Annotated in this window: 17 protein-coding genes; 3 read left to right on the top strand and 14 right to left on the bottom strand. The window is 63.8% G+C overall.

The window, feature by feature from the left end:
• Positions 1-276 precede the first annotated feature (276 nt).
• Positions 277-759: a DUF1772 domain-containing protein gene (locus tag NLM27_RS08585; protein ID WP_254142930.1), complete on the bottom strand. Its 483-nt coding sequence runs from the start codon at positions 757-759 to the stop codon at positions 277-279.
• 94 nt (positions 760-853) lie between these two features.
• Between NLM27_RS08585 and NLM27_RS08580 the strand changes: the two genes are divergently transcribed.
• Both NLM27_RS08580 and argE read left to right on the top strand, forming a co-directional pair.
• Entirely contained in the window at positions 854-1,504 is a 651-nt protein-coding gene (locus NLM27_RS08580) for a TetR/AcrR family transcriptional regulator (protein WP_254142929.1), read from the top strand.
• A gap of 101 nt (positions 1,505-1,605) precedes the next feature.
• Positions 1,606-2,793 carry an acetylornithine deacetylase gene (gene argE, locus NLM27_RS08575; RefSeq protein WP_254142928.1) on the top strand — a complete coding sequence of 396 codons (1,188 nt, stop codon included), beginning with the start codon at positions 1,606-1,608 and terminating at the stop codon, positions 2,791-2,793.
• Between the two features lie 60 nt (positions 2,794-2,853).
• Here the strand turns inward: argE and NLM27_RS08570 are convergent, their stop codons facing one another.
• From NLM27_RS08570 to NLM27_RS08560, 3 genes are all read right to left on the bottom strand, one after another.
• Complete coding sequence (locus tag NLM27_RS08570; RefSeq protein WP_254142927.1) at positions 2,854-4,638, bottom strand: methyl-accepting chemotaxis protein; 1,785 nt, start codon at positions 4,636-4,638, stop codon at positions 2,854-2,856.
• A 415-nt stretch (positions 4,639-5,053) separates the two neighbouring features.
• Entirely contained in the window at positions 5,054-6,112 is a 1,059-nt protein-coding gene (locus tag NLM27_RS08565) for a phosphotransferase (protein WP_254142926.1), read from the bottom strand.
• Between the two features lie 157 nt (positions 6,113-6,269).
• The gene (locus NLM27_RS08560) at positions 6,270-7,505 is read right to left on the bottom strand and encodes an acyl-CoA dehydrogenase family protein (RefSeq protein ID WP_254142925.1); all 1,236 of its coding nucleotides are present in this window, start codon (positions 7,503-7,505) and stop codon (positions 6,270-6,272) included.
• 230 nt (positions 7,506-7,735) lie between these two features.
• On the opposite strand from NLM27_RS08560, the gene NLM27_RS08555 reads away from it, so the two are divergent.
• Positions 7,736-8,407 carry a TetR/AcrR family transcriptional regulator gene (locus NLM27_RS08555; protein ID WP_254142924.1) on the top strand — a complete coding sequence of 224 codons (672 nt, stop codon included), beginning with the start codon at positions 7,736-7,738 and terminating at the stop codon, positions 8,405-8,407.
• Positions 8,408-8,409: 2 nt separating this feature from the next.
• On the opposite strand, the gene NLM27_RS08550 is transcribed toward NLM27_RS08555, so the two are convergent.
• The 10 genes from NLM27_RS08550 to NLM27_RS08505 form a co-directional block, all read right to left on the bottom strand.
• Positions 8,410-8,802: a RidA family protein gene (locus NLM27_RS08550; protein ID WP_254142923.1), complete on the bottom strand. Its 393-nt coding sequence runs from the start codon at positions 8,800-8,802 to the stop codon at positions 8,410-8,412.
• 92 nt (positions 8,803-8,894) lie between these two features.
• On the bottom strand, positions 8,895-9,110 hold the full coding sequence (locus NLM27_RS08545; RefSeq protein ID WP_254142922.1) for a hypothetical protein: 216 nt from the start codon (positions 9,108-9,110) through the stop codon (positions 8,895-8,897).
• Positions 9,111-9,254: 144 nt separating this feature from the next.
• Positions 9,255-10,073, bottom strand: coding sequence for a M15 family metallopeptidase (locus tag NLM27_RS08540; RefSeq protein WP_254142921.1), 819 nt, complete (start codon positions 10,071-10,073; stop codon positions 9,255-9,257).
• Between the two features lie 148 nt (positions 10,074-10,221).
• Positions 10,222-11,451: a CaiB/BaiF CoA-transferase family protein gene (locus NLM27_RS08535; RefSeq protein ID WP_254142920.1), complete on the bottom strand. Its 1,230-nt coding sequence runs from the start codon at positions 11,449-11,451 to the stop codon at positions 10,222-10,224.
• Positions 11,452-11,625: 174 nt separating this feature from the next.
• A complete protein-coding gene (locus NLM27_RS08530; RefSeq protein WP_254142919.1) occupies positions 11,626-12,831 on the bottom strand; it encodes an MFS transporter in 1,206 nt (401 codons plus the stop codon).
• Positions 12,832-12,961: 130 nt separating this feature from the next.
• Positions 12,962-13,789 (bottom strand): 3-keto-5-aminohexanoate cleavage protein, encoded by an 828-nt coding sequence (locus tag NLM27_RS08525; RefSeq protein ID WP_254142918.1) that lies wholly within the window; start codon positions 13,787-13,789, stop codon positions 12,962-12,964.
• Between the two features lie 121 nt (positions 13,790-13,910).
• Positions 13,911-15,308 (bottom strand): MFS transporter, encoded by a 1,398-nt coding sequence (locus NLM27_RS08520; RefSeq protein ID WP_254142917.1) that lies wholly within the window; start codon positions 15,306-15,308, stop codon positions 13,911-13,913.
• Positions 15,309-15,851: 543 nt separating this feature from the next.
• Positions 15,852-16,055 carry a hypothetical protein gene (locus NLM27_RS08515; protein ID WP_254142916.1) on the bottom strand — a complete coding sequence of 68 codons (204 nt, stop codon included), beginning with the start codon at positions 16,053-16,055 and terminating at the stop codon, positions 15,852-15,854.
• Positions 16,056-16,108: 53 nt separating this feature from the next.
• A complete protein-coding gene (locus NLM27_RS08510) occupies positions 16,109-17,446 on the bottom strand; it encodes a sorbosone dehydrogenase family protein (protein WP_254142915.1) in 1,338 nt (445 codons plus the stop codon).
• A complete protein-coding gene (locus NLM27_RS08505; RefSeq protein WP_254142914.1) occupies positions 17,443-17,907 on the bottom strand; it encodes a DUF2231 domain-containing protein in 465 nt (154 codons plus the stop codon). The genes NLM27_RS08510 and NLM27_RS08505 overlap by 4 nt, the downstream gene beginning before the upstream one ends.
• Positions 17,908-17,984 lie beyond the last annotated feature (77 nt).

Below are 17,984 nucleotides of genomic sequence, written 5' to 3'. Positions count from 1 at the left end.
GCCGTACGCGGATCACACCGTTCGTGTGCGCGACGCTTTCGCTCACGGCTCTCCGCCCTGCGAAGCTTTTCGCGCCGATGGGACCCATGTCCACCGCCGCCCGGCCCGCGTTCGTGACGATCGCGATACGCCCCTCTTCCTTGGGCCGGGTTGCGGCGACAGATACGCCGTTTCCGAATTTCGGTAAAGTAGAATATTTTCGACGACGGGTCTTGACGGGCATGTTGAGTGTTTTGCCCGTCGGGCAACGCAAGGTCTCGTAGTGGCAAACCCGGACTACGATGCGAGCGCCACGATGCACAACGCGCTCGCCACCACCGACGCCACCGTCCGCACATGGTTCCAAAACACCCAGTCCTTCAGATAGGCCGCCCACACCGCGCCCGCCTCCGGCGCTGACGGCTGCACCGCGGCGAGTGCGTTGTTGAGCGGCACGTTGAATACCATCGTCACCACGAACATGCCGATGACGTAGAGGCCGCCGCCGGCGATCATGCTCACCGCGCCCGGCTCGCCCAGCCGCAATGCGCCCATCATCACCAGCGCCGCGCCCGCCACCGTCGTGCCGAGGAACAGCGGCATGAACAGCGAGCGCACGATGTCGACATTGATGGCGTTCATCGCGGCGATGCCCGCGGCCTGATCAAGGCGGCCGAACGCAGTCATGATGAAGGTCGAGAAGGCCAAATAAATTCCGGCCATCAGGCCGCAGCCCAGGGCCGAAAACCAGAGCAGTCCGGTCGTGAAAAACTGCCGCATGCCGCACCCCGCTAAACACGATGACCTCTCGTATTTGATAAAGGCGATAAACTCACTTATTTCTGACGTCAAGTGCGGATGGCGGGAATCAGGGATGCCGGAACGAGCAGGCAGGACGGACAAAGCGACGCAGGCGGCCGGACGGCGCTCACCGCTGGTGCCGACGCAGGCGCGCAGCCGGGAGCGCTTCGAGCACATCCTGACGGCTGCGAGCGAGATCTTGACGGAGAAGGGCAGCGACGCCTTCCGGATGAGCGACATCGTCGCGCGCACCGGCATCGCCTTCGGCTCGCTCTATCAATATTTTCCGGACAAGAGCGCCGTGATCGGAACACTCGCCGAGCGCTGCAACGCCATCGGCCGCGACTGCGTCCAGCGCGACCTCGCCGAGATGAAGAAGCTGTCGGATTTGCACACAGCGCTCTGCCGCATCACCGACGGTTATTACCAAATGTTCCGCGAGCATCCCGTGATGCATCACATTTGGCAGGCGACGCAGGCCGACCGGACCCTTCAACAGATCGACGACGAAGACGTCGCGTTTCTCGCCGGCCTCTTGCGCGATGCACTCCAGCGCGTCGCGCCGAAAGCCCCTGCCCCTGCGCTCACCGCTTTCGCACGGCTCGCGATGATCCAGGTCGCCGCCGCAGTTCGCCACGCCATCGCCTTGCCACCGGCCGAGGCACGGCGGATGCTTGACCTGTTCAAACGCATGCTGCCGAAAGATCTATCCGCGCTCGGCTGAGGTTCGACGCAGCACCGGCGGGATTTGCCCGACCCGCCGCCGTGTTGGTATGCTTCATGCAAGAAACCTCGGCCTCCGCAATCCCCCGACAAGAAATGACAATGCCAAACCCGATCTTCCCGAGCTCCAGAACCGATCGCATCCGCCACCTTCTCGCCGACCTCGTCGGCTTCGACACCGTCAGCGATCGCACCAACCTGCCTCTGATCGCCCACATTGAGAGCTATCTCACTTTCCTCGGCGTCAAGGGCGAGCGCATCGTCGACGAGACCGGCCAGAAGGGGTCGCTCTGGGTCACGATCGGACCGGAGGACCGCCCTGGCTTGGTGCTGTCAGGCCACACCGACGTCGTGCCGGTCGTGGGCCAGGACTGGAGCCACGACCCGTTCAAGCTGGTCGAGCGCGACGGCAAGCTCTATGGCCGCGGCACCACCGACATGAAGGGCTTTGTCGCGGTCTGCCTCGCCATGGTGCCGGAGATGCTGGAGGCGAAGCTCGCAACGCCGATTCATCTGGCGATTTCCTATGACGAGGAGATCGGCTGCGTCGGCGTGCGGCCGATGCTCGGTGAGATCGCGAAAAAGAAAGTGAGACCGCTCGGCGCCTTCATCGGTGAGCCGACCGAGATGAAGGTCATCATCGGCCACAAGGGCAAGCACGGCGTGCGCGCCACGTTCCGCGGCCTCGCCCGCCACTCTTCGATCGCGCCCGACGGCGTCAACGCGATCGAATATGCCGCCGAGCTGATTGTCGAAATCCGCCGCCGTGCGGTGAAGCTCGCAGGCGAGAGAGCGACGGACAGCCTGTACGACGTTCCTCACTCGACGCTGCTCACCAGCATCGTGCATGGCGGCGCCGCGCTCAACATCGTGCCCGATACCTGCGCGATCGAATTCGAATGCCGCGGCATCGGCATCACGGAATCGCGGGAGGTCACCGATGCGATCGTCGCGTGGGCCAAGGCCGAGCTCGAGCCGGCGATGAAGGCGGGGCATCCGGACTGCGGCATCGATTTCGAGGAGATCCTCGACTACCCCGCGCTCGACACCGCCGCCGACGCTGCGATCGTCACGCTGGCCAAGAGCCTTGCGGGGCGCAACGACCATGCCAAGGTCGCCTTCGGCACCGAGGCGAGCCTGTTCGCCAGCATCGCCGATATCCCCTCGGTGGTGATCGGCCCGGGATCGATCGCGCAGGCGCATACGCCGGACGAATTCGTGGAGATCGCGGAACTGGAGAAATGCGCGGGGTTTGTGGAGAAGCTGATCGCTCATTGCGCGAAGGCGTAGCGCGTGGCGGGCCCGGCCTTGCGGACCCGCCTCCGACGCCCAACGTTCTCCGAGCTGATGCTAAGCCGCGCGGACCTCGCTCAGGAATTGCGCTACTTCGGCCTGCAGCCTGCTGCTCTCGGTGGCCAGCGATTTGGCCGAGGCCAGAACCTGCGATGACGCCGCGCCGGTCTGCTGCGCGCCGGCATTGACCTTGGTGATGCTGCCGGAGACCTCGCGGGTGCCGTCCGATGCCTTCTGCACATTGCGCGCGATCTCGGTGGTCGCTGCGCCCTGCTGCTCGACCGCAGCTGCGATCGTCGTGGCGATGCCGGATATCTGCGAGATGGTGTCGCCAATTTGCTTGATGGCGACCACGGAATCGTTCGTCGCGCTCTGGATTGAGGTGATCTGGCCGCCGATTTCTCCCGTCGCCTTCGCAGTCTGGGCCGCCAGTTCCTTGACCTCCTGCGCCACAACAGCGAAGCCGCGACCGGCGTCTCCGGCACGGGCGGCCTCGATGGTCGCGTTGAGCGCCAGCAGATTGGTCTGCTCAGCGATCGTGGTGATCAGCTTGATCACGTCGCCGATCCGGTTCGCGGCATCGGATAGCGTATTGATGCGGTCATCGGTGGCACGGGCTTGTTCGACGGCCGCCGCCGCGATCCTAGTCGATTCCTGCATCTGCCGGCTGATCTCGTGGATCGAGGCGGTGAGTTCGTCCGTCGCCGAGGCCACCGACTGCACGTTGGTCGAGGCATTCTCGGACGCTCCGGTCACCACGGCCGCCAACTCCTGGGTGTGATCGGCCGTTCTAGTCAGCGTGCTGGCGGTCGTCTCCAGCTCGGAGGAAGCGGTGCTGACGCTGCCGACGATCTGGTGCATCGTCTGTTCAAAGCGCTTGACCAGACCGTCGAGCAGATTGGCCCGGCGATCCTTCGCCGCCCGCTCGACCTCTTCCGCGCCCTGCAAGGCCCTGGCGCGCTTCAGGCCATCGCGGAACTCCACCATCGATTGCGCGATGATGCCGATCTCATCGCGACGCTCGGTCTCTTCGATCGCGACATCCAGATCGCCGGCCGCTAGCGCTCTGGTCGTATTCTCGATTTTAGACAGGCTGCGAACCACGAAGCGGTACATATAGGTGCAGAGCATCAGGACAGAGATCACCAGCAGCCCGATGGAGGCCAGCGAAGCGGTTCGCCACAGCGCAGCCCGCGACGAGGCATCGTCGATTCTCGCCTGGGTTCGCTCGTCCAGCATCACGAAGAAGCGATCGATCGGCTCCATGATCTGCGACTTGAACTTATGATAGGTCTTCGAATGCAGCAGCTCGATCGCGCGCGCGCGATCCGGCGCGGCAAGCGGCTTGCCGTTCTTGTCCTTGCCCTCGACCAGGTTCATCGCTTCGACTTCGAGATTAACGAGACCGTCCGAATTCTTCTGTGCCTGCTCAAGCTGCCTGAATTCGTCATCCGTGAATCCCTGCCGCTTCATCAGCGTCGAGAGGGCAGCCGTCTCCGCATCCGGGCGCGGCTTCGTCGCTCCACCTGCGACGAAGTCCCAGTAGATGCGGTGATAGGCTTGCGGCCGGGGCTTTTCGCCGTTGCGGATGCTGAGGATATCGAGATATTGCGCCTTGTAGGCGGCATCGCCGGTCACGACGTAAGTCCGCCCGAGGCGGGTCAGATCATCGGAGCTCTGGCGGAGTTCGTCGGCCAGCAGGTAGGAGCGGTAGCGATTGTCATAGGCGGCCGCTTCGTCCGCCGATGCACCGCGCGATTTCATGATCGACACGGCGGTCGTCATTCCCGCAAGCACTGAAACGCTACTTAGAATGATGAACGTCGTCCTGATCGTCGGCATCAGCGCCCCCTCGGCTCTCCGTGAAACCGGGAAAAGCTAGCAAGCAGGTCTTTATCGCCCGTAAAATTCCGGCACCGTACTTTCCCGTGAGCGCTTGTAACAAATGTTAATCTCGTCAATCGAAGGACGACGAGTTCTTGCGAAGAAGCAATCCAGGCTTTCACCGGGGGAGATATTCTGGATTGCTTCGCTTCGCTCGCAATGACGGTGGCAGGAGTTCGCCGCGTCATCGGCGTCATGCCTGGCTTGACCGGGGCATCCAGTACGCCGCGGCTTCCCGGTGCAAGCGCTAACGTCTCTGGAATGCTGGATTGCCCGCGGCGCAAGTGCGCACAAGGCGGGCAATGACACTGGTCTGTGGAAGCAGCTCTACCCAAAGCAAAAGGCGCGGCCATCGGCCGCGCCTCTTTGGTCCCTACACCGCCCCCGCCTTCTGCGCGTACTCCCATGAGGCCTTTGACAGCGGCACGGTGCGCTTGGCGGATTCGAGCGCCTTGGCGTTGGCGGCGGTGCCGTCGCGGATGCGGCCGGCGATTCCCTGCGTGATGCCGGCGAGACGGAACAGATTGTAGGAGAAGTACCAGTTGAGATCCGGCACGTTCATCTTGGTGACGTTGCAATAGATCTGCGCGGCCTCTTCGAGGCTCGGGATGTTGAGCGCCTTGATATCGACGCCCTGCAGGCCCGGCATGATCCACTGCATCAGCAGATAGGTGAAGTCGGCCATGGGATCGCCGAGCGTCGACAGCTCCCAGTCCAGCACGGCCTGCACTCGCGGTTCCGTCGCGTGGAAAATCATGTTGTCGAGGCGATAGTCGCCATGGACGATCGAGACGCGCGCCTGCTCCGGCACGGTCTTCGGCAGCCATTCGGCGACCTTCTCGAACTCCGGAATGTGCTGGGTTTCGGATGCCCGATACTGCTTGGTCCAGCGGTCGATCTGCCGCGCAAAATAGTTGCCGGGCTTGCCGAAGTCGCCGAGGCCGATCGCAACCGGATCGTACATATGGAGCTGCGCGAGCGTCTCGATCTTGCTGGTGAAGATCTTTCGCCGCGCATCGGCATCCTGGCTCGGCAGCGTCGGATCCCAGAACACCCGGCCCTCCTCCATCGACATGATGTAGAAGGCGGCGCCAATGACGCTGTCGTCCTGGCACAGCGCGTAGGCGCGCGCGACCGGAAAGCCCTGTTTTCCAAGGGCTGCAATGACGCGGTATTCGCGATCGACGGCGTGCGCGGAGGGCAGCAATTTGCCGAACGGCTTGCGGCGCATCACGTAGGAGCGGTTCGGCGTGTTCAGCCGATAGGTCGGATTGGACTGGCCGCCCTTGAACTGGAGGACGACCAGCGGGCCCTCATAGCCTTCGACGTTGTCGCGCATCCAGCCCTCGAGACGCAGCTCGTCGATACGATGCCGCTCCTCGACCGGCTTGGTGCCCGAGAACTCTTCGTCTTTCCTGACGCCGTCAGCCACGGTGACGCTCCCTCTTCAGTCCTGACCATTGCAGGTCGAGCATGATCCTAATCGGTAACCGCTGACGCACTTGCGTCAAGCGGTCACCCATGCGGATCGTGCCCTGTCGCTTCTTCAAGTCGGGACCACCAAACGGCGCTCCCTCCTGATGACTTGCTCAACGACTTGGAGAGTTTGCATACTTCCGAAGTTCAAGTCTGGCAATGGCGCGGTTGTGCACCTCGTCCGGACCGTCGGCGAGACGGAGCGTGCGGATGTGGGCGTAGTCCTTGGCAAGGCCCGCCTCGTCGGAGACGCCGGCGCCGCCAAACGCCTGGATCGCCTGATCGATGATCTTCAGCGCCATATTGGGACCCGCGACCTTGATCATGGCGATCTCGGCCTGCGCGGTCTTGTTGCCGACCTTGTCCATCATGTCGGCGGCCTTGAGGCACAGCAGGCGGTTCATCTCGATGTCGGTGCGCGCCTCTCCGATACGCTGCTCCCACACCGAATGCTCGATGATCTTCTTGCCGAACGCGGTGCGCGAGGCGAGCCGCTTCACCATCTTCTCCAGCGCCTCCTCGGCCTTGCCGATGGTGCGCATGCAGTGATGGATGCGGCCGGGGCCGAGACGGCCCTGCGCGATCTCGAAGCCGCGGCCTTCGCCGAGCAGGATATTCTCCTTCGGCACCCGCACGTTGTCGAGCAGCACCTGGGCGTGGCCGTGCGGCGCATCGTCGAAGCCGAACACCGGCAACATCTTCTCGACCTTGATACCAGGCGTGTCGAGCGGAACCAGGATCTGCGACTGCTGCTGGTGCTTGGCCGCCTTCGGATCAGTCTTGCCCATCAGGATCGCGATCTTGCAGCGGGGATCGCCGACGCCCGACGACCACCATTTGCGGCCGTTGATGACGTAGTGATCGCCGTCCTTCTCGATGCGGGTCTCGATGTTGGTCGCGTCAGACGAGGCCACCGCCGGTTCCGTCATCAGGAAGGCGGAGCGGATCTCGCCGTCCATGAGCGGACGCAGCCATTTGCGCTTCTGCTCCTTGGTGCCGTAGCGCATGAACACTTCCATGTTCCCGGTGTCGGGCGCGGAACAGTTGAACACTTCGGACGCCCAGGTGATGCGGCCCATCTCTTCCGACAGCAGCGCATATTCGAGATTGGTCAGTCCCGCGCCGCGGAATTCATCATCTTCATGCTCGTTCGGCGGCATGAACATGTTCCAGAGACCTTCGGCCTTCGCCTTCTTCTTGAGGTCCTCGAGCACCGGGATGACCTTCCAGCGCTCGCCGCTGCGATCCTGCTCATCATAGACCGGCACCGCCGGGCGCACGTGCTTGGCCATGAAGGACCGCACGCGCTCGAGCCATTCCTTCTGCTTGGGGGACAGATCGAAATCCATGGGACGCTCCTCGTCTTGCTTTGCAAACCCGTTTTGTACCGGACTGTCCTCCCGCCGCGCGCGGCCCGCAAGCGCGAATGCGCGTGCTTACGGCCGCTTCGGAAAGATCGCGAGTTGCGAACCTGTCCCGATTGCGGATTGACATTCTCCGGCCTTCAAACGATAGTTTCATACAAGTGTTTGAATTGCAACTCCCCTCATCCAGGGCACTCCGCTCATTCAGGGCACTCATGGCCAGCGATCATACGAGGTCTGCCATTCTTGCCGCCGCCGAACGGCTCTATGCCGATAGCGGCTTCGGCGACGTGACGCTGCGCGACATCGTCGCGGAGGCCAACGTCAACCTCGCCGCGGTGAACTATCATTTCGGCTCGAAGGACGAGTTGATCGCGGAATTGTTCGTCACGCGCTCGATCGCGACCAATCGCGAGCGCCTGCGTCAGCTGAAGGCCGCCGAGGAGCAAGGTGGCGGGCGCGCGCCGATCGAGGCGATCCTGCGCGCCTTGGTCGGCCCGCCGCTGCGCGGCTGTCTCGGCCCCGAGAACCAGCGCTCCACCGCGGCGCGCTTCATGATCCGCGCCTCGATCGAATCCGTGCCGCCGATCCGCCGCATCAAGAACCGCGAGATCGACCACTTGCGCAAATTCGCCGGCGCGATGCGAAGATCGCTGCCCGACCGCAGCGACGTCGAGATCTACTGGGGCCTGAATTTCGCGCTCGCGATGGCGCACCACACCATCCGCGAGAGCGAGCGGCTGACGAAGCTGTCGGATGGCAAATGCGACCTCGACGACGTCGAGGACGTCGTCGCGCGCGTCGTCAGCGTGGCGACGATGGCGCTGACGGCGGCAAAGGCCGAGGCGAAAGCGCCGGCGCGAGCGCTGGCGCGGGACGCGCGCTAGTCTCACATCATCGCGATGCAGTCGATCTCGACATCGAAGGGGCCGAACCATTCCGGCGTGCAGACGAAGATCCGCGCCGGCGGATCGTGCGGGAAATAGCGCGCATAGACTGCGTTGAAGGCGGCGAAGTGTTTCGTCGAGGTGCAGTAGACGTTGCACTTCATCACGTTGTCGAGGGAGGCGCCGGCCGCCTGAAGGCACAGCTTCATCTGCTCCATGACGAGCTCGCTCTGCCGCTCGATCGGAACGGAGGCGATCTCGCCCGTCACCGGGTCGAACGGCGGCAGGCCGGCGACGAAGATCATGTTGCCGGCGCGCGTCACCGGCGAGGTCGGCGCCTTCCAGCGGTCGAGGAATGTCGAGATCGGTTCGACGCGGAGCGCTTCGCGTGTCATGGCGGCCACCTTCGGTTCGAGCGAGACGAGGCCTGACTACATCATATGGAAGCCGGCATGCTTCGCTTAAGCCCGAAGTGTGGTTGCGGGGGCTAGGCCCGCTGTGGCATCTCCTCGGCCTCTTCCTTGGCCAGCAGCAGCAGCATCTCGATGCCCATCTCGCCTTCCTGCGGCGAGCGGATGAACTTGATCTCGTCGGCACTTTGCCGCAGCGCGGCAACGATGGCGACCGCCTGATTGGCGGTCGCCGCCTCGGTCGCCAGAACTGCCGTCTGGTCCTTCGCCTGGAACCCGATCGTGTAGGACATTCACTTCCCTCCCGAACTCAAGTGGAGAGATCGAAACAGAGTCTCGCGCGAAACGGAAGCCTGTGAGACTACGGACCGCGATTATCTGGGATTGCGCGCAAGCTTCACGCAAGGCCGGGCATCGCGTCTGGCGGGACGTGCCGGCTAGCCGCGCCTTGCCCTTCGCTTTGGCGCGGCACGCCTGGTCTTCTTCGCCTTGGCTTTCTTCTTGGTCTTCTTGGCCTTGGTTTTCTTTACCTTGGCTTTCTTGACCTTGGCTTTCTTGGCCTTCTTCGCCCTGGTGGCCCTGACTGCCCTTGGCTCCGACGTGGGCTGGGCTGCCGCGACCTCAAGAGCGGCGACATTGGGGCCTGTGTAAGGCTTGCCGCTCTCGAACAGGCTCCTCACCTGGCCAAGCGTCAGCCCGAGTCGAAGCTGGTAATGTGGCATGTCACGGAAGCTGGTCCAGTCGCCGCCCCATTCCAGGTCGCCGCCACGCGCCAGTTCCGCGAGCTTCTTGTAGGTCCTCGCTTCGCTGGTGGTGTCACCGGTGAGATAGTGACCATCCTTGAAGATGCCCACGTCCCACGCAATCGCGAAATTATGATTGCTTTGCCCGCCCTTCGCATTGGTGACGATGGGACCGGGGCTTCCGCGCCCCTTCCTGTAAAGCAGGTCCTGCTCGGCATAGGTCCGCGTGCCCGAGATGATCCTGACGTCAAAGCCCGTCAGTTGCTTCGCCCGAGTCAGGAACCCGCGCGCCGCGCGCTGGGTCTGCGGCAGGAGCGTCCGGATGTTTCCCTCGGAACGGGATTCGAAAGCGCCGAGCTCGGTGGCGATGCTGCTGAATTCGGCCGCGAACGCCTCATCGGCTGCCTCGACCTCCGCGGTCCATCGACCGTTCAGCGCGCCGCCATAAAATCCACTCACCGAAAGCACGCGCTGATAGAAAAGAATATCGTCTCTGAAAAGTGGGGCACTCATATCCGCCTCCATGCGGGAAAAAATTCGTCGCAATGGAGGGGATGATAAACCTCAAGTTGAGTTTCGGACAAGCAGGAACCAAGCGTCCCGCCGCCGCGATTTTCCGCGGCAAGTGCGGCCTTGCGAGCCGCGCGCCGCTTCGTCGAAGCTAAATGATGCCCTGCTGCTTGAGCGTCTCGATCTTGCCGGCATCATAGCCGAGCTTGCCGCCGAGCACTTCCTGCGTGTGCTCGCCGAGCAGCGGCGGCGCGCGGTAGTCCTTGATCGGGGTCTGCGACAAAGTGAGTGCGTTGCGGACCAGCGAAAGATCCGGCTCGAAGGGATGGTCGACCCTCACCCGCATGCCGCGCGACTGGACGTGCGGATCGGAAAACACCTGCTCGAAATTGTTGATCGGCCCCGACGGCACACCGGCCTCCTCCAACTTTTCCAGCCAGTAGGCCACCGGCTGCTTCAGGAACAGGCCGGCGAAGATCGCCATGATCTCCTTGCCGTGCACGACGCGGTCGTTGTTCTTGACGAAGCGCTTGTCGGCGGCGAGCTCGGGCTCGCCGAGCACGGCGCAGGTACGCTGGAACTGGCCGTCATTGCCGACCACCAGCATCAGCTCGCCGTCGGTACAGCGGAACACGCCGGCCGGCATGCCGCCATTGCCCCAGGTGCCGCGGCGCGGCGGCGTCTTGCCGTTGACGAGGTAGATCTGGAGCCAGTGCGACAACGACGCGATGACAGTGTCGAACAGGCAGACGTCGATGTGCTGCCCCTCCCCGCCATTGGCGTCGCGATGATAGAGCGCCGAGAGAATCCCGATCGACGAGTTCATGCCGGTCATGTAGTCGACGATGGAGGGACCGACCTTCATCGGGCCCTCGCCCGGCTCGCCGTCGATATGGCCGGTGACGCTCATCAGGCCGCCCATCGCCTGTAGGATCGCGTCGTAGCCGGCGCGCGGGGCGTAAGGCCCGGTCTGGCCGAAGCCGGTCACCGAGCAATAGATGATGCCGGGATTGATCGCCTTGATCGATTCATAGTCGAGGCCGTAGCGCTTGAGATCGCCGACCTTGTAGTTCTCCATGAAGACGTCGACATCCTTGGCGAGCTCGCGGATGATGGCCTGCCCCTCGGGCTTGGCGATATTGACCGTGACCGACTTCTTGTTGCGGTTGGCGCAGAGGTAGAACGAGTTGTTGTTGTTCGCCTTGCCCTCGGGATCGCTCAGGTAAGGCGGGCCGAACGCGCGCGCGTCGTCGCCGGTGCCCGGCCGCTCGATCTTGATGACCTCCGCACCAAGGTCCCCCAGCATCTGGGCCGACAAGGGCCCGGCAAGCACGCGGGTGAGGTCAAGGATCTTGATGCCTGAAAGCGGCAAGGCCGACATGTAGATTTCTCCCGGGAACTGAATATTGGCGCGGCGGCGAGATCGCGGGCCGCGCTCCCTGCGGATACACCATTTTGACGCACGGAGCACTGCATCTGGGGCATACGGCCATCCCCTGCCCCGGTAGCGAAGTCGCCCGCGCCGGCCAATTTCCGCTCTGCGAATATTGGTCGGTCAGGTCGCAGCAACCGCGGCCGCCTGCGGCCGCCGGCGGCTGAGCAGAACCAGGATCATTACGGCCGCGCAGGAGAAGGCGAAGGTGAGACCGAGCGCACCGCGGCTGCCGAACTGGGTGAGCAGGCCGGCAAGAACGGGCGGCGAGATGGCGGATGCGAGATTGAGCGGCATCGCGATCATCGACGATGCCTTGGCGAACTCGGCCTGGTCGTAGAAGACGAGCGGGATCGTCGCCCGCGCCACTGCCATGGCCCCGCTGCCGGCGCCGTAGAGCATAATGAAGACCGCGACCGCCCAGGTCCTCCCCTCGCTCAGCATCAGGAGCAGCATGGCCACGGGCAGCGCCATGCCGGCGACCAGCCCGGTCGTGATCCCGTCCCACCGTCCGCCGCCGAGGAAGTCGAGCCCGCGGGCACTGACCTGGATCACGCCGAGCATCGAGCCGAAGGCGATTGCCTGTGCCGGAGCCAGTCCCTCGGCCCGCAACAGCTCAATGAAAACGGCGCTCAGGCCGAACGTGACGAAGGCGTTGAGTGTGATCGCGGCGACGACGAGGCCGAACGTGCTCCGCGGAATTGACGACGCATTGGATTGCTTGGCGGGAGCGGAGCCGCCCTCCTTCGCGACGGCCCGGCGCGGAGTTGCGAAGGCATAGAGCGGAAGCGAAACCAGGATCAGCATTGCGGCATAGACCAGACACGTCCCGCGCCAGCCGAAATGTCCGCTCAGAAACGACGTGGTCGGCCAGAAGATGCTGCCGGATAATCCCGTCACCAGCATGAGCGCGCCGATGGCGCTCTTGGCCTGTCGGCCGGCAACTTCGTTGAGCAAGATATAGGCACCGGTGGACAGCGTCGCGCTGCCGCCCATGCCGAGGATAACCCAGGCGACGAAATAGAGCAGCGGCTGATGGGCAAGCGACAGAACGAGGTAGCCCGGCACGGAAACGATCGTGCCCACCATCATCGTCTTGCGCGCGCCATGCCGCGCAAACACCTTGGCGAGCCAGGGCGCACACAGCCCCATGGTGACGTAAAGCGTGGAGGTGCCGGCAAACACCATCGGCAGGCTCATGCCGAGATCGGCGGCAAGATCGCGCCCGACGATGGGCGGAAGCCCGATCGTGCCCCATCCAATGAGCTGGGTGATTGCAAGCACCAGCAGGACCCCGATGAGCCTGCCGTCAGATTTCAAGAACCGCATTCCGATCGTCGCCTGCCCCAGCTTCATGCCTGCGCGCAGACACGTCATAGCGGGAGTTTTGGCTGAGCGAAATGCCGTCCGCCGAATGGCAGAACGCGGCCGGGAGCATGTCAGCAGGAGGCAGTAGCCCCTACCCTGCGAGCCCGAGCAGGGATCGCGCCTCGGCCGCGGTGGCGACGCGCCGGCCGTGGCGCGCGACGGCCTCGCAGGCGACGGTCACCAGCTCCGCATTGCTGGCGGCGAGGCGCGACTTGTCGATCCTGATATTGTCCTCGAGCCCGGTGCGAACCGCATCGGCGCCGCGCGACAGCGCCCAGCCCATGACCTCGGCTTGATGACGTCCGATCCCCGCGGCGGTCCAGGTCGCCTGCGGGATCAGCCGCTTCAGCTCTCCCAGGAGGATGTCGAGGACATGCTCGTCCGCGGGCATGGCGTTCTTGACGCCCATGACGAACTGCACGTGCGGACGCGCATCCATCAGCCCCGCCTCGATCAGGCGGCGGGCCCCATGGATATGTGACAGATCGAAGATCTCGATTTCCGGCCGGATGCCGTTCGTCTTCATGCCGGTGGCGAGGGTCTCGACCAGGGTGGCACTGTTCTCGTAGACGATCGTCGGAAAGTTCACCGAGCCCGTGGACAGCGAGGCCATGTCCGGCTTGAGATAGAGCGACGATCCCCGCGCCGAGGGATCGCGGCCGCGCCCGCCGGTCGAGAACTGAACGATCATCCCCGGGCAATGCTTTTTGATCCCCTCCTGCACGAGCGCAAAACGCTCGGGGTCGGAGGACGGGCTCTCGTCATCGTTGCGGACATGGATATGGGCGAGCGTGGCGCCGGCCGCGAAGGCCTGGTGCGTCGACTCGATCTGTTCGGACGGCAGGATCGGCACCGCCGGATTGTCCTTCTTGCGCGGAACGGAGCCGGTGATAGCGACAGCAACGACGACGGGGTTCATCCCTTGACCTCATGATGATCGCGCTCGCGCGCACCAGGTTCGAGTAGCCAGTTACTTAACGCGGCGAGCCCTGCCGCTGCAAACATCATCGATCGCAGCGGCATGGCTCCTCACATTCAAGTCAGGATGGAATTGCGGCCGCGCCGCTCGCCGCCTCCGCGCGCTGCCGCTCATAGTCTGCCCGCGGCATCGGAACGGCCTTGGGATTGCCGAGATCGTCGATGCGGATCCGATAGGTTTCCCGGGCCGTGACGGCCGCCAGCGCCGCGATGACCGTGATGCCGAAGGCGATCGCCCCCACCGTCAAGGGAATGTTGGCCGAGCCGGGAGGCGCCACGGTCGCAAACAGCGCCGGAAGCAACGCGGTGATGGTCGTGCCGATATTCTGCGAGATCGCCATTGCCGACACCCGGGTTCGCGTCGGAAACAGCTCCGGGTAGAAGCTCGGGAAGATCGCGTTGTAGCCTTGGTAGACGACGCCCCACATCAGGAGCGACAGCAGGATCGCCAGCGGCACGTTCCTGATGCTGATGGCATAGAGATAGCCGAAGGCGAGCAAGCCGGACAGAAGCGCGCCCACGATGATCGGAGGCCTGCGACCGACCTTGTCGGAGAGATTGCCGACGAAGGGGATGACGAACACGGCCAGCATGTTTCCGAGGACCGGGATCCAGAGATAGACGTCCTTGGCAAAACCGATGCCATAGGCCGGCTGGACCGCGTAGGCCGCACCGAAGATGGTCGCAACGACCGGAATGACGTTCATCAGGGCCATGCAGATGACCCTGAGCATGTCGCGCCAGCTCAGCTTGATGGCCTCGACGATGGGCGCCCGCGGCGTTTCTCCCCGCTCGCCCTCTCGGGCAAAGGCAGGAGTTTCGTCGACTTCGCGACGAATGATGTAGCCTGCGACGATGACGAAGAAGCTGAGCAGGAACGGAATCCGCCAGCCCCAGCTGTTGAAGGCGTCGGTCGGCATATAGGCCGCCAACGGCAGGAAGACGGCTGCCGCGAGGATTTGTCCGGCCTGGACGCCCTGAAGGGCGAAGCTGGCATAGAAGCCGCGCCGGCCGAACGGCGCATGCTCCAGGATCATCGAGCTGGCGCCGGAGATTTCACCGGCAACGGCAAATCCCTGCACGAGGCGCAAGGCGACGAGCAGGATCGGCGCCAGGATGCCGACCTGCTGATAGGTCGGCAGAAAACCAACGGCCATGGTCGAGATGCCCATCAGGAACATGCAGACGATGAGTACGGTCTTGCGGCCATGGGTGTCGCCCCAATGTCCGAGGACGAAGGCGCCGATGGGACGAGCCACATATCCAACGCCATAGGTCGCCAGCGATGCGACAATGGCGACGGTGGGATTTTCCGACGGGAAGAAGATTTGCGGGAAGATCAGAGAAGCGGCAGTCGCGTAGATGAAGAAGTCATAATATTCGAGAGCCGAGCCGATCCAGCCGCTGGCAGCAGCCTTCCTGGACTGACTCATGTGAGGGATCGCGCGAGTCGTGGTCATCTCAGAAAATTCCTCCACTGGGTTTGCTGATGTCCCTTGGCGGGCTTCGCTAGAAATTGGACAGCACTATCCCGCCGCTGTGCGGGGTATCCGCGAGCGCTCGTCATTGCCGATAGTGTCTGATTGGTCGCGACAATAGGCTTTCGCCGGGCTAACACAATTACCCAGTTATGCGATAAACCTAACATGATGTTATCTAGGCGCGGACGCTCCCGGCAGCGGCCATGCGCGCGAACCGGCTCGACATGCCGTCGCGGGGAATCAAAAAGGCTGCTTGAATGTACGCGCCGACTGCCCGCGCGGTGCGGGCGGCTGATCGTGCGACGCAGCTAAAGCGGAATGGCTTTAAGTTGAATTGATTGGCCGCGGGCTCTTTCCGACCTCTCCCGCTTGCGGGAGAGGTCGGCGCGGAAGCGCCGGGTGAGGGCTCTCTCCACACAGGGGTTCTCGCTTGCGGAGATACCCCCACCCCAGCCCTCCCCCGCATGCGGGAGAGGGAGCGCATCTCCTCCGTTGCAGCAACAAACCTAATCTCATCGTGCTCTAGCTGCCGAGCGCGCTCTCGCCGGCCTCGCGCCCGGGCACGCTGACGTGGACTTCGTGTCCCTCACGCAAGGCCAGGGACGCTGCCGCGACGGCCGACTCGAACGCGGCTTCCTTGGTGGCGTATCTGCTCTTGACGTCGCCGTCATGCAGCACGCCCCATTCGTCCTGCACCGGCACGATGGCGTATTGAGCTAGGCCCATTGTCCAACTCCTTGGCGTTCAGAAACCGTCTGCCCGACAACGCGCCGACGCGCTTAACGTTGCGTCAGCTGCGGATGGGTCGCGGTCACCCGCCACACCGTGTTGCCGCTGTCATCGGCGATCAGCAGCGCGCCTGATTTGTCGATGGCTACGCCGACGGGGCGGCCGCGCGCCTGGTTGTCGCTATTGAGAAAGCCAGTCACGACGTCCTGCGCCGGCCCGTTCGGCTTGCCGTCCGCGAACGGCACGAACACGACCTTGTAGCCGTTCAGCACCTGTCTGTTCCAGCTGCCGTGCTCGCCGACGAAAGCGCCGTTGCGATAGGCGGCCGGCAGGCTGGTGCCGGTGGAGAAGGCCATCCCGAGCGGGGCGACATGCGAGCTCAGGGCATAGTCCGGCACGATCGCCTTGGCGACGAGATCCGGCCGCTCCGGCTTGACGCGGGGATCGACGTGCTGGCCGTAATAGCTGTAGGGCCAGCCATAGAAGCCGCCATCCTTCACCGACGTCATGTAATCGGGGACGAGATCGGGACCGAGCTCGTCGCGCTCGTTGACCACCGTCCACAGCGCGCCGGTCTGCGGCTCGAAGCTGAGGCCATTCGGATTGCGCAGGCCGCTTGCGAAGATGCGCCAGCGGCCGCTAGCGCGGTCGACCTCGAGAATGGCGGCACGGTTGTGCTCAGCCTCCATGCCGTTCTCGGTGATGTTGCTGTTGGAGCCGACGCCGGCATAGAGCTTTGAACCGTCGGGGCTCGCGACCAGGCTCTTGGTCCAATGATGATTGATCGGCCCGCCCGGCAGCGGCGTCAGCACCGTGCCTGGCGCGGTGATCTTGGTGTCGCCCTCGGTGTAGGGATATTTGACGATCGCATCGGTGTTGGCGACGTAGAGATCGTTGCCGACCAGCGCGACGCCGAACGGCGAGTTGAGATGGTCGAGGAAAACACTCTGCGTATCCGGCACGCCGTCGCCATTGCTGTCACGCAGCAGCGTGATGCGATTACCCGGCCCGGTGTCGCCGCCGCCCGATGTCGCCCAGGACTCGATATACCCCATCACGAATTCCTTGGGCCGCTTGATCGGAGCCCCCTTCGGCGCCTTGGACTCCACCACCAGTACGTCGCCATTGGGCAGCACGTAGAGGAAGCGCGGATGCTGCAAGCCCGTCGCGAACGCCTTGGCCTGCAAACCCTGCGCGACGGTCGGCGTCTCGTCCTTCTTCCAGCCGACGATACGGGCGATGTGGACCGGCGGCAGCAGATATTGCTGGATGTCCGGTAGCGTCGGATTGGCGCCGATTTGCGCCTTCGGATCGCCGCTGCCGTCATTGCAGCCGGCAAGGCACAGCAACGAAGAGCACAACAGCGCGCGGACAATCGAGGACTTCATCGCGCAACTCCCACACCGTGGCGATAGACCATGGCCCAGCCGAGCCAGCCGGTGACGGGCAGGATCAGCACGGTGATCGCAGAAAGCACGAGCCCGGTTGGCCACACCGAGGTCCAGGCATCGCGCATGTGAATCATCGTGTTGAAGATCGCGAGGATCAGCGCCACGGCATTGCCGATCAGATGCGGCCAGGCCGGCGGCTGCGCCCTCACCAGGCGGTTGCCGAGGAAATCAGTGAGGCCCGCGATGGCCGCGAGCACCCCGAAGATGACGCCGACCAGCAGAAGCCAGGCGGAAAAATCCGCCCACATGATCTCGGCGCTGGCGACATAGGCGATGTCGGTCAGCAGCGCGCCGATGAAGCACGCGATCGGGATTGGCACCAGCATCGGATGAATTGGATGACCCGCGATCTGCGCGATGGAGCGCACGCGCACGTCGTCTTGCACGGTGGACCTCATGACTTTCGCCCTGCCCGACCGGCCAACTCATGCGTGGAGTGAAGGTTCCTGCAACCGCGCGATGCGCAGGGCGATCG

The organism is Bradyrhizobium sp. CCGB12 (assembly GCF_024199845.1).
Classification (GTDB): Bacteria; Pseudomonadota; Alphaproteobacteria; order Rhizobiales; family Xanthobacteraceae; genus Bradyrhizobium.
The sequence above is the reverse complement of the archived record's forward strand: the minus strand, read 5'-3'. Positions and strand labels throughout refer to the sequence as shown.

Coding starts and splice junctions, on each gene's coding strand:
- NLM27_RS08545 (WP_254142922.1), bottom strand. CDS start 9,110: ATGTCCTACACGATCGGGTTCCAGGCGAAGGACCAGACGGCAGTTCTG.
- NLM27_RS08530 (WP_254142919.1), bottom strand. CDS start 12,831: ATGCGGTTCTTGAAATCTGACGGCAGGCTCATCGGGGTCCTGCTGGTG.
- NLM27_RS08585 (WP_254142930.1), bottom strand. CDS start 759: ATGCGGCAGTTTTTCACGACCGGACTGCTCTGGTTTTCGGCCCTGGGC.
- NLM27_RS08520 (WP_254142917.1), bottom strand. CDS start 15,308: ATGACCACGACTCGCGCGATCCCTCACATGAGTCAGTCCAGGAAGGCT.
- NLM27_RS08550 (WP_254142923.1), bottom strand. CDS start 8,802: ATGACACGCGAAGCGCTCCGCGTCGAACCGATCTCGACATTCCTCGAC.
- NLM27_RS08570 (WP_254142927.1), bottom strand. CDS start 4,638: ATGCCGACGATCAGGACGACGTTCATCATTCTAAGTAGCGTTTCAGTG.
- NLM27_RS08560 (WP_254142925.1), bottom strand. CDS start 7,505: ATGGATTTCGATCTGTCCCCCAAGCAGAAGGAATGGCTCGAGCGCGTG.
- NLM27_RS08535 (WP_254142920.1), bottom strand. CDS start 11,451: ATGTCGGCCTTGCCGCTTTCAGGCATCAAGATCCTTGACCTCACCCGC.
- NLM27_RS08510 (WP_254142915.1), bottom strand. CDS start 17,446: ATGAAGTCCTCGATTGTCCGCGCGCTGTTGTGCTCTTCGTTGCTGTGC.
- NLM27_RS08540 (WP_254142921.1), bottom strand. CDS start 10,073: ATGAGTGCCCCACTTTTCAGAGACGATATTCTTTTCTATCAGCGCGTG.
- NLM27_RS08580 (WP_254142929.1), top strand. CDS start 854: ATGCCGGAACGAGCAGGCAGGACGGACAAAGCGACGCAGGCGGCCGGA.
- NLM27_RS08505 (WP_254142914.1), bottom strand. CDS start 17,907: ATGAGGTCCACCGTGCAAGACGACGTGCGCGTGCGCTCCATCGCGCAG.
- NLM27_RS08555 (WP_254142924.1), top strand. CDS start 7,736: ATGGCCAGCGATCATACGAGGTCTGCCATTCTTGCCGCCGCCGAACGG.
- NLM27_RS08525 (WP_254142918.1), bottom strand. CDS start 13,789: ATGAACCCCGTCGTCGTTGCTGTCGCTATCACCGGCTCCGTTCCGCGC.
- argE (WP_254142928.1), top strand. CDS start 1,606: ATGCCAAACCCGATCTTCCCGAGCTCCAGAACCGATCGCATCCGCCAC.
- NLM27_RS08515 (WP_254142916.1), bottom strand. CDS start 16,055: ATGGGCCTAGCTCAATACGCCATCGTGCCGGTGCAGGACGAATGGGGC.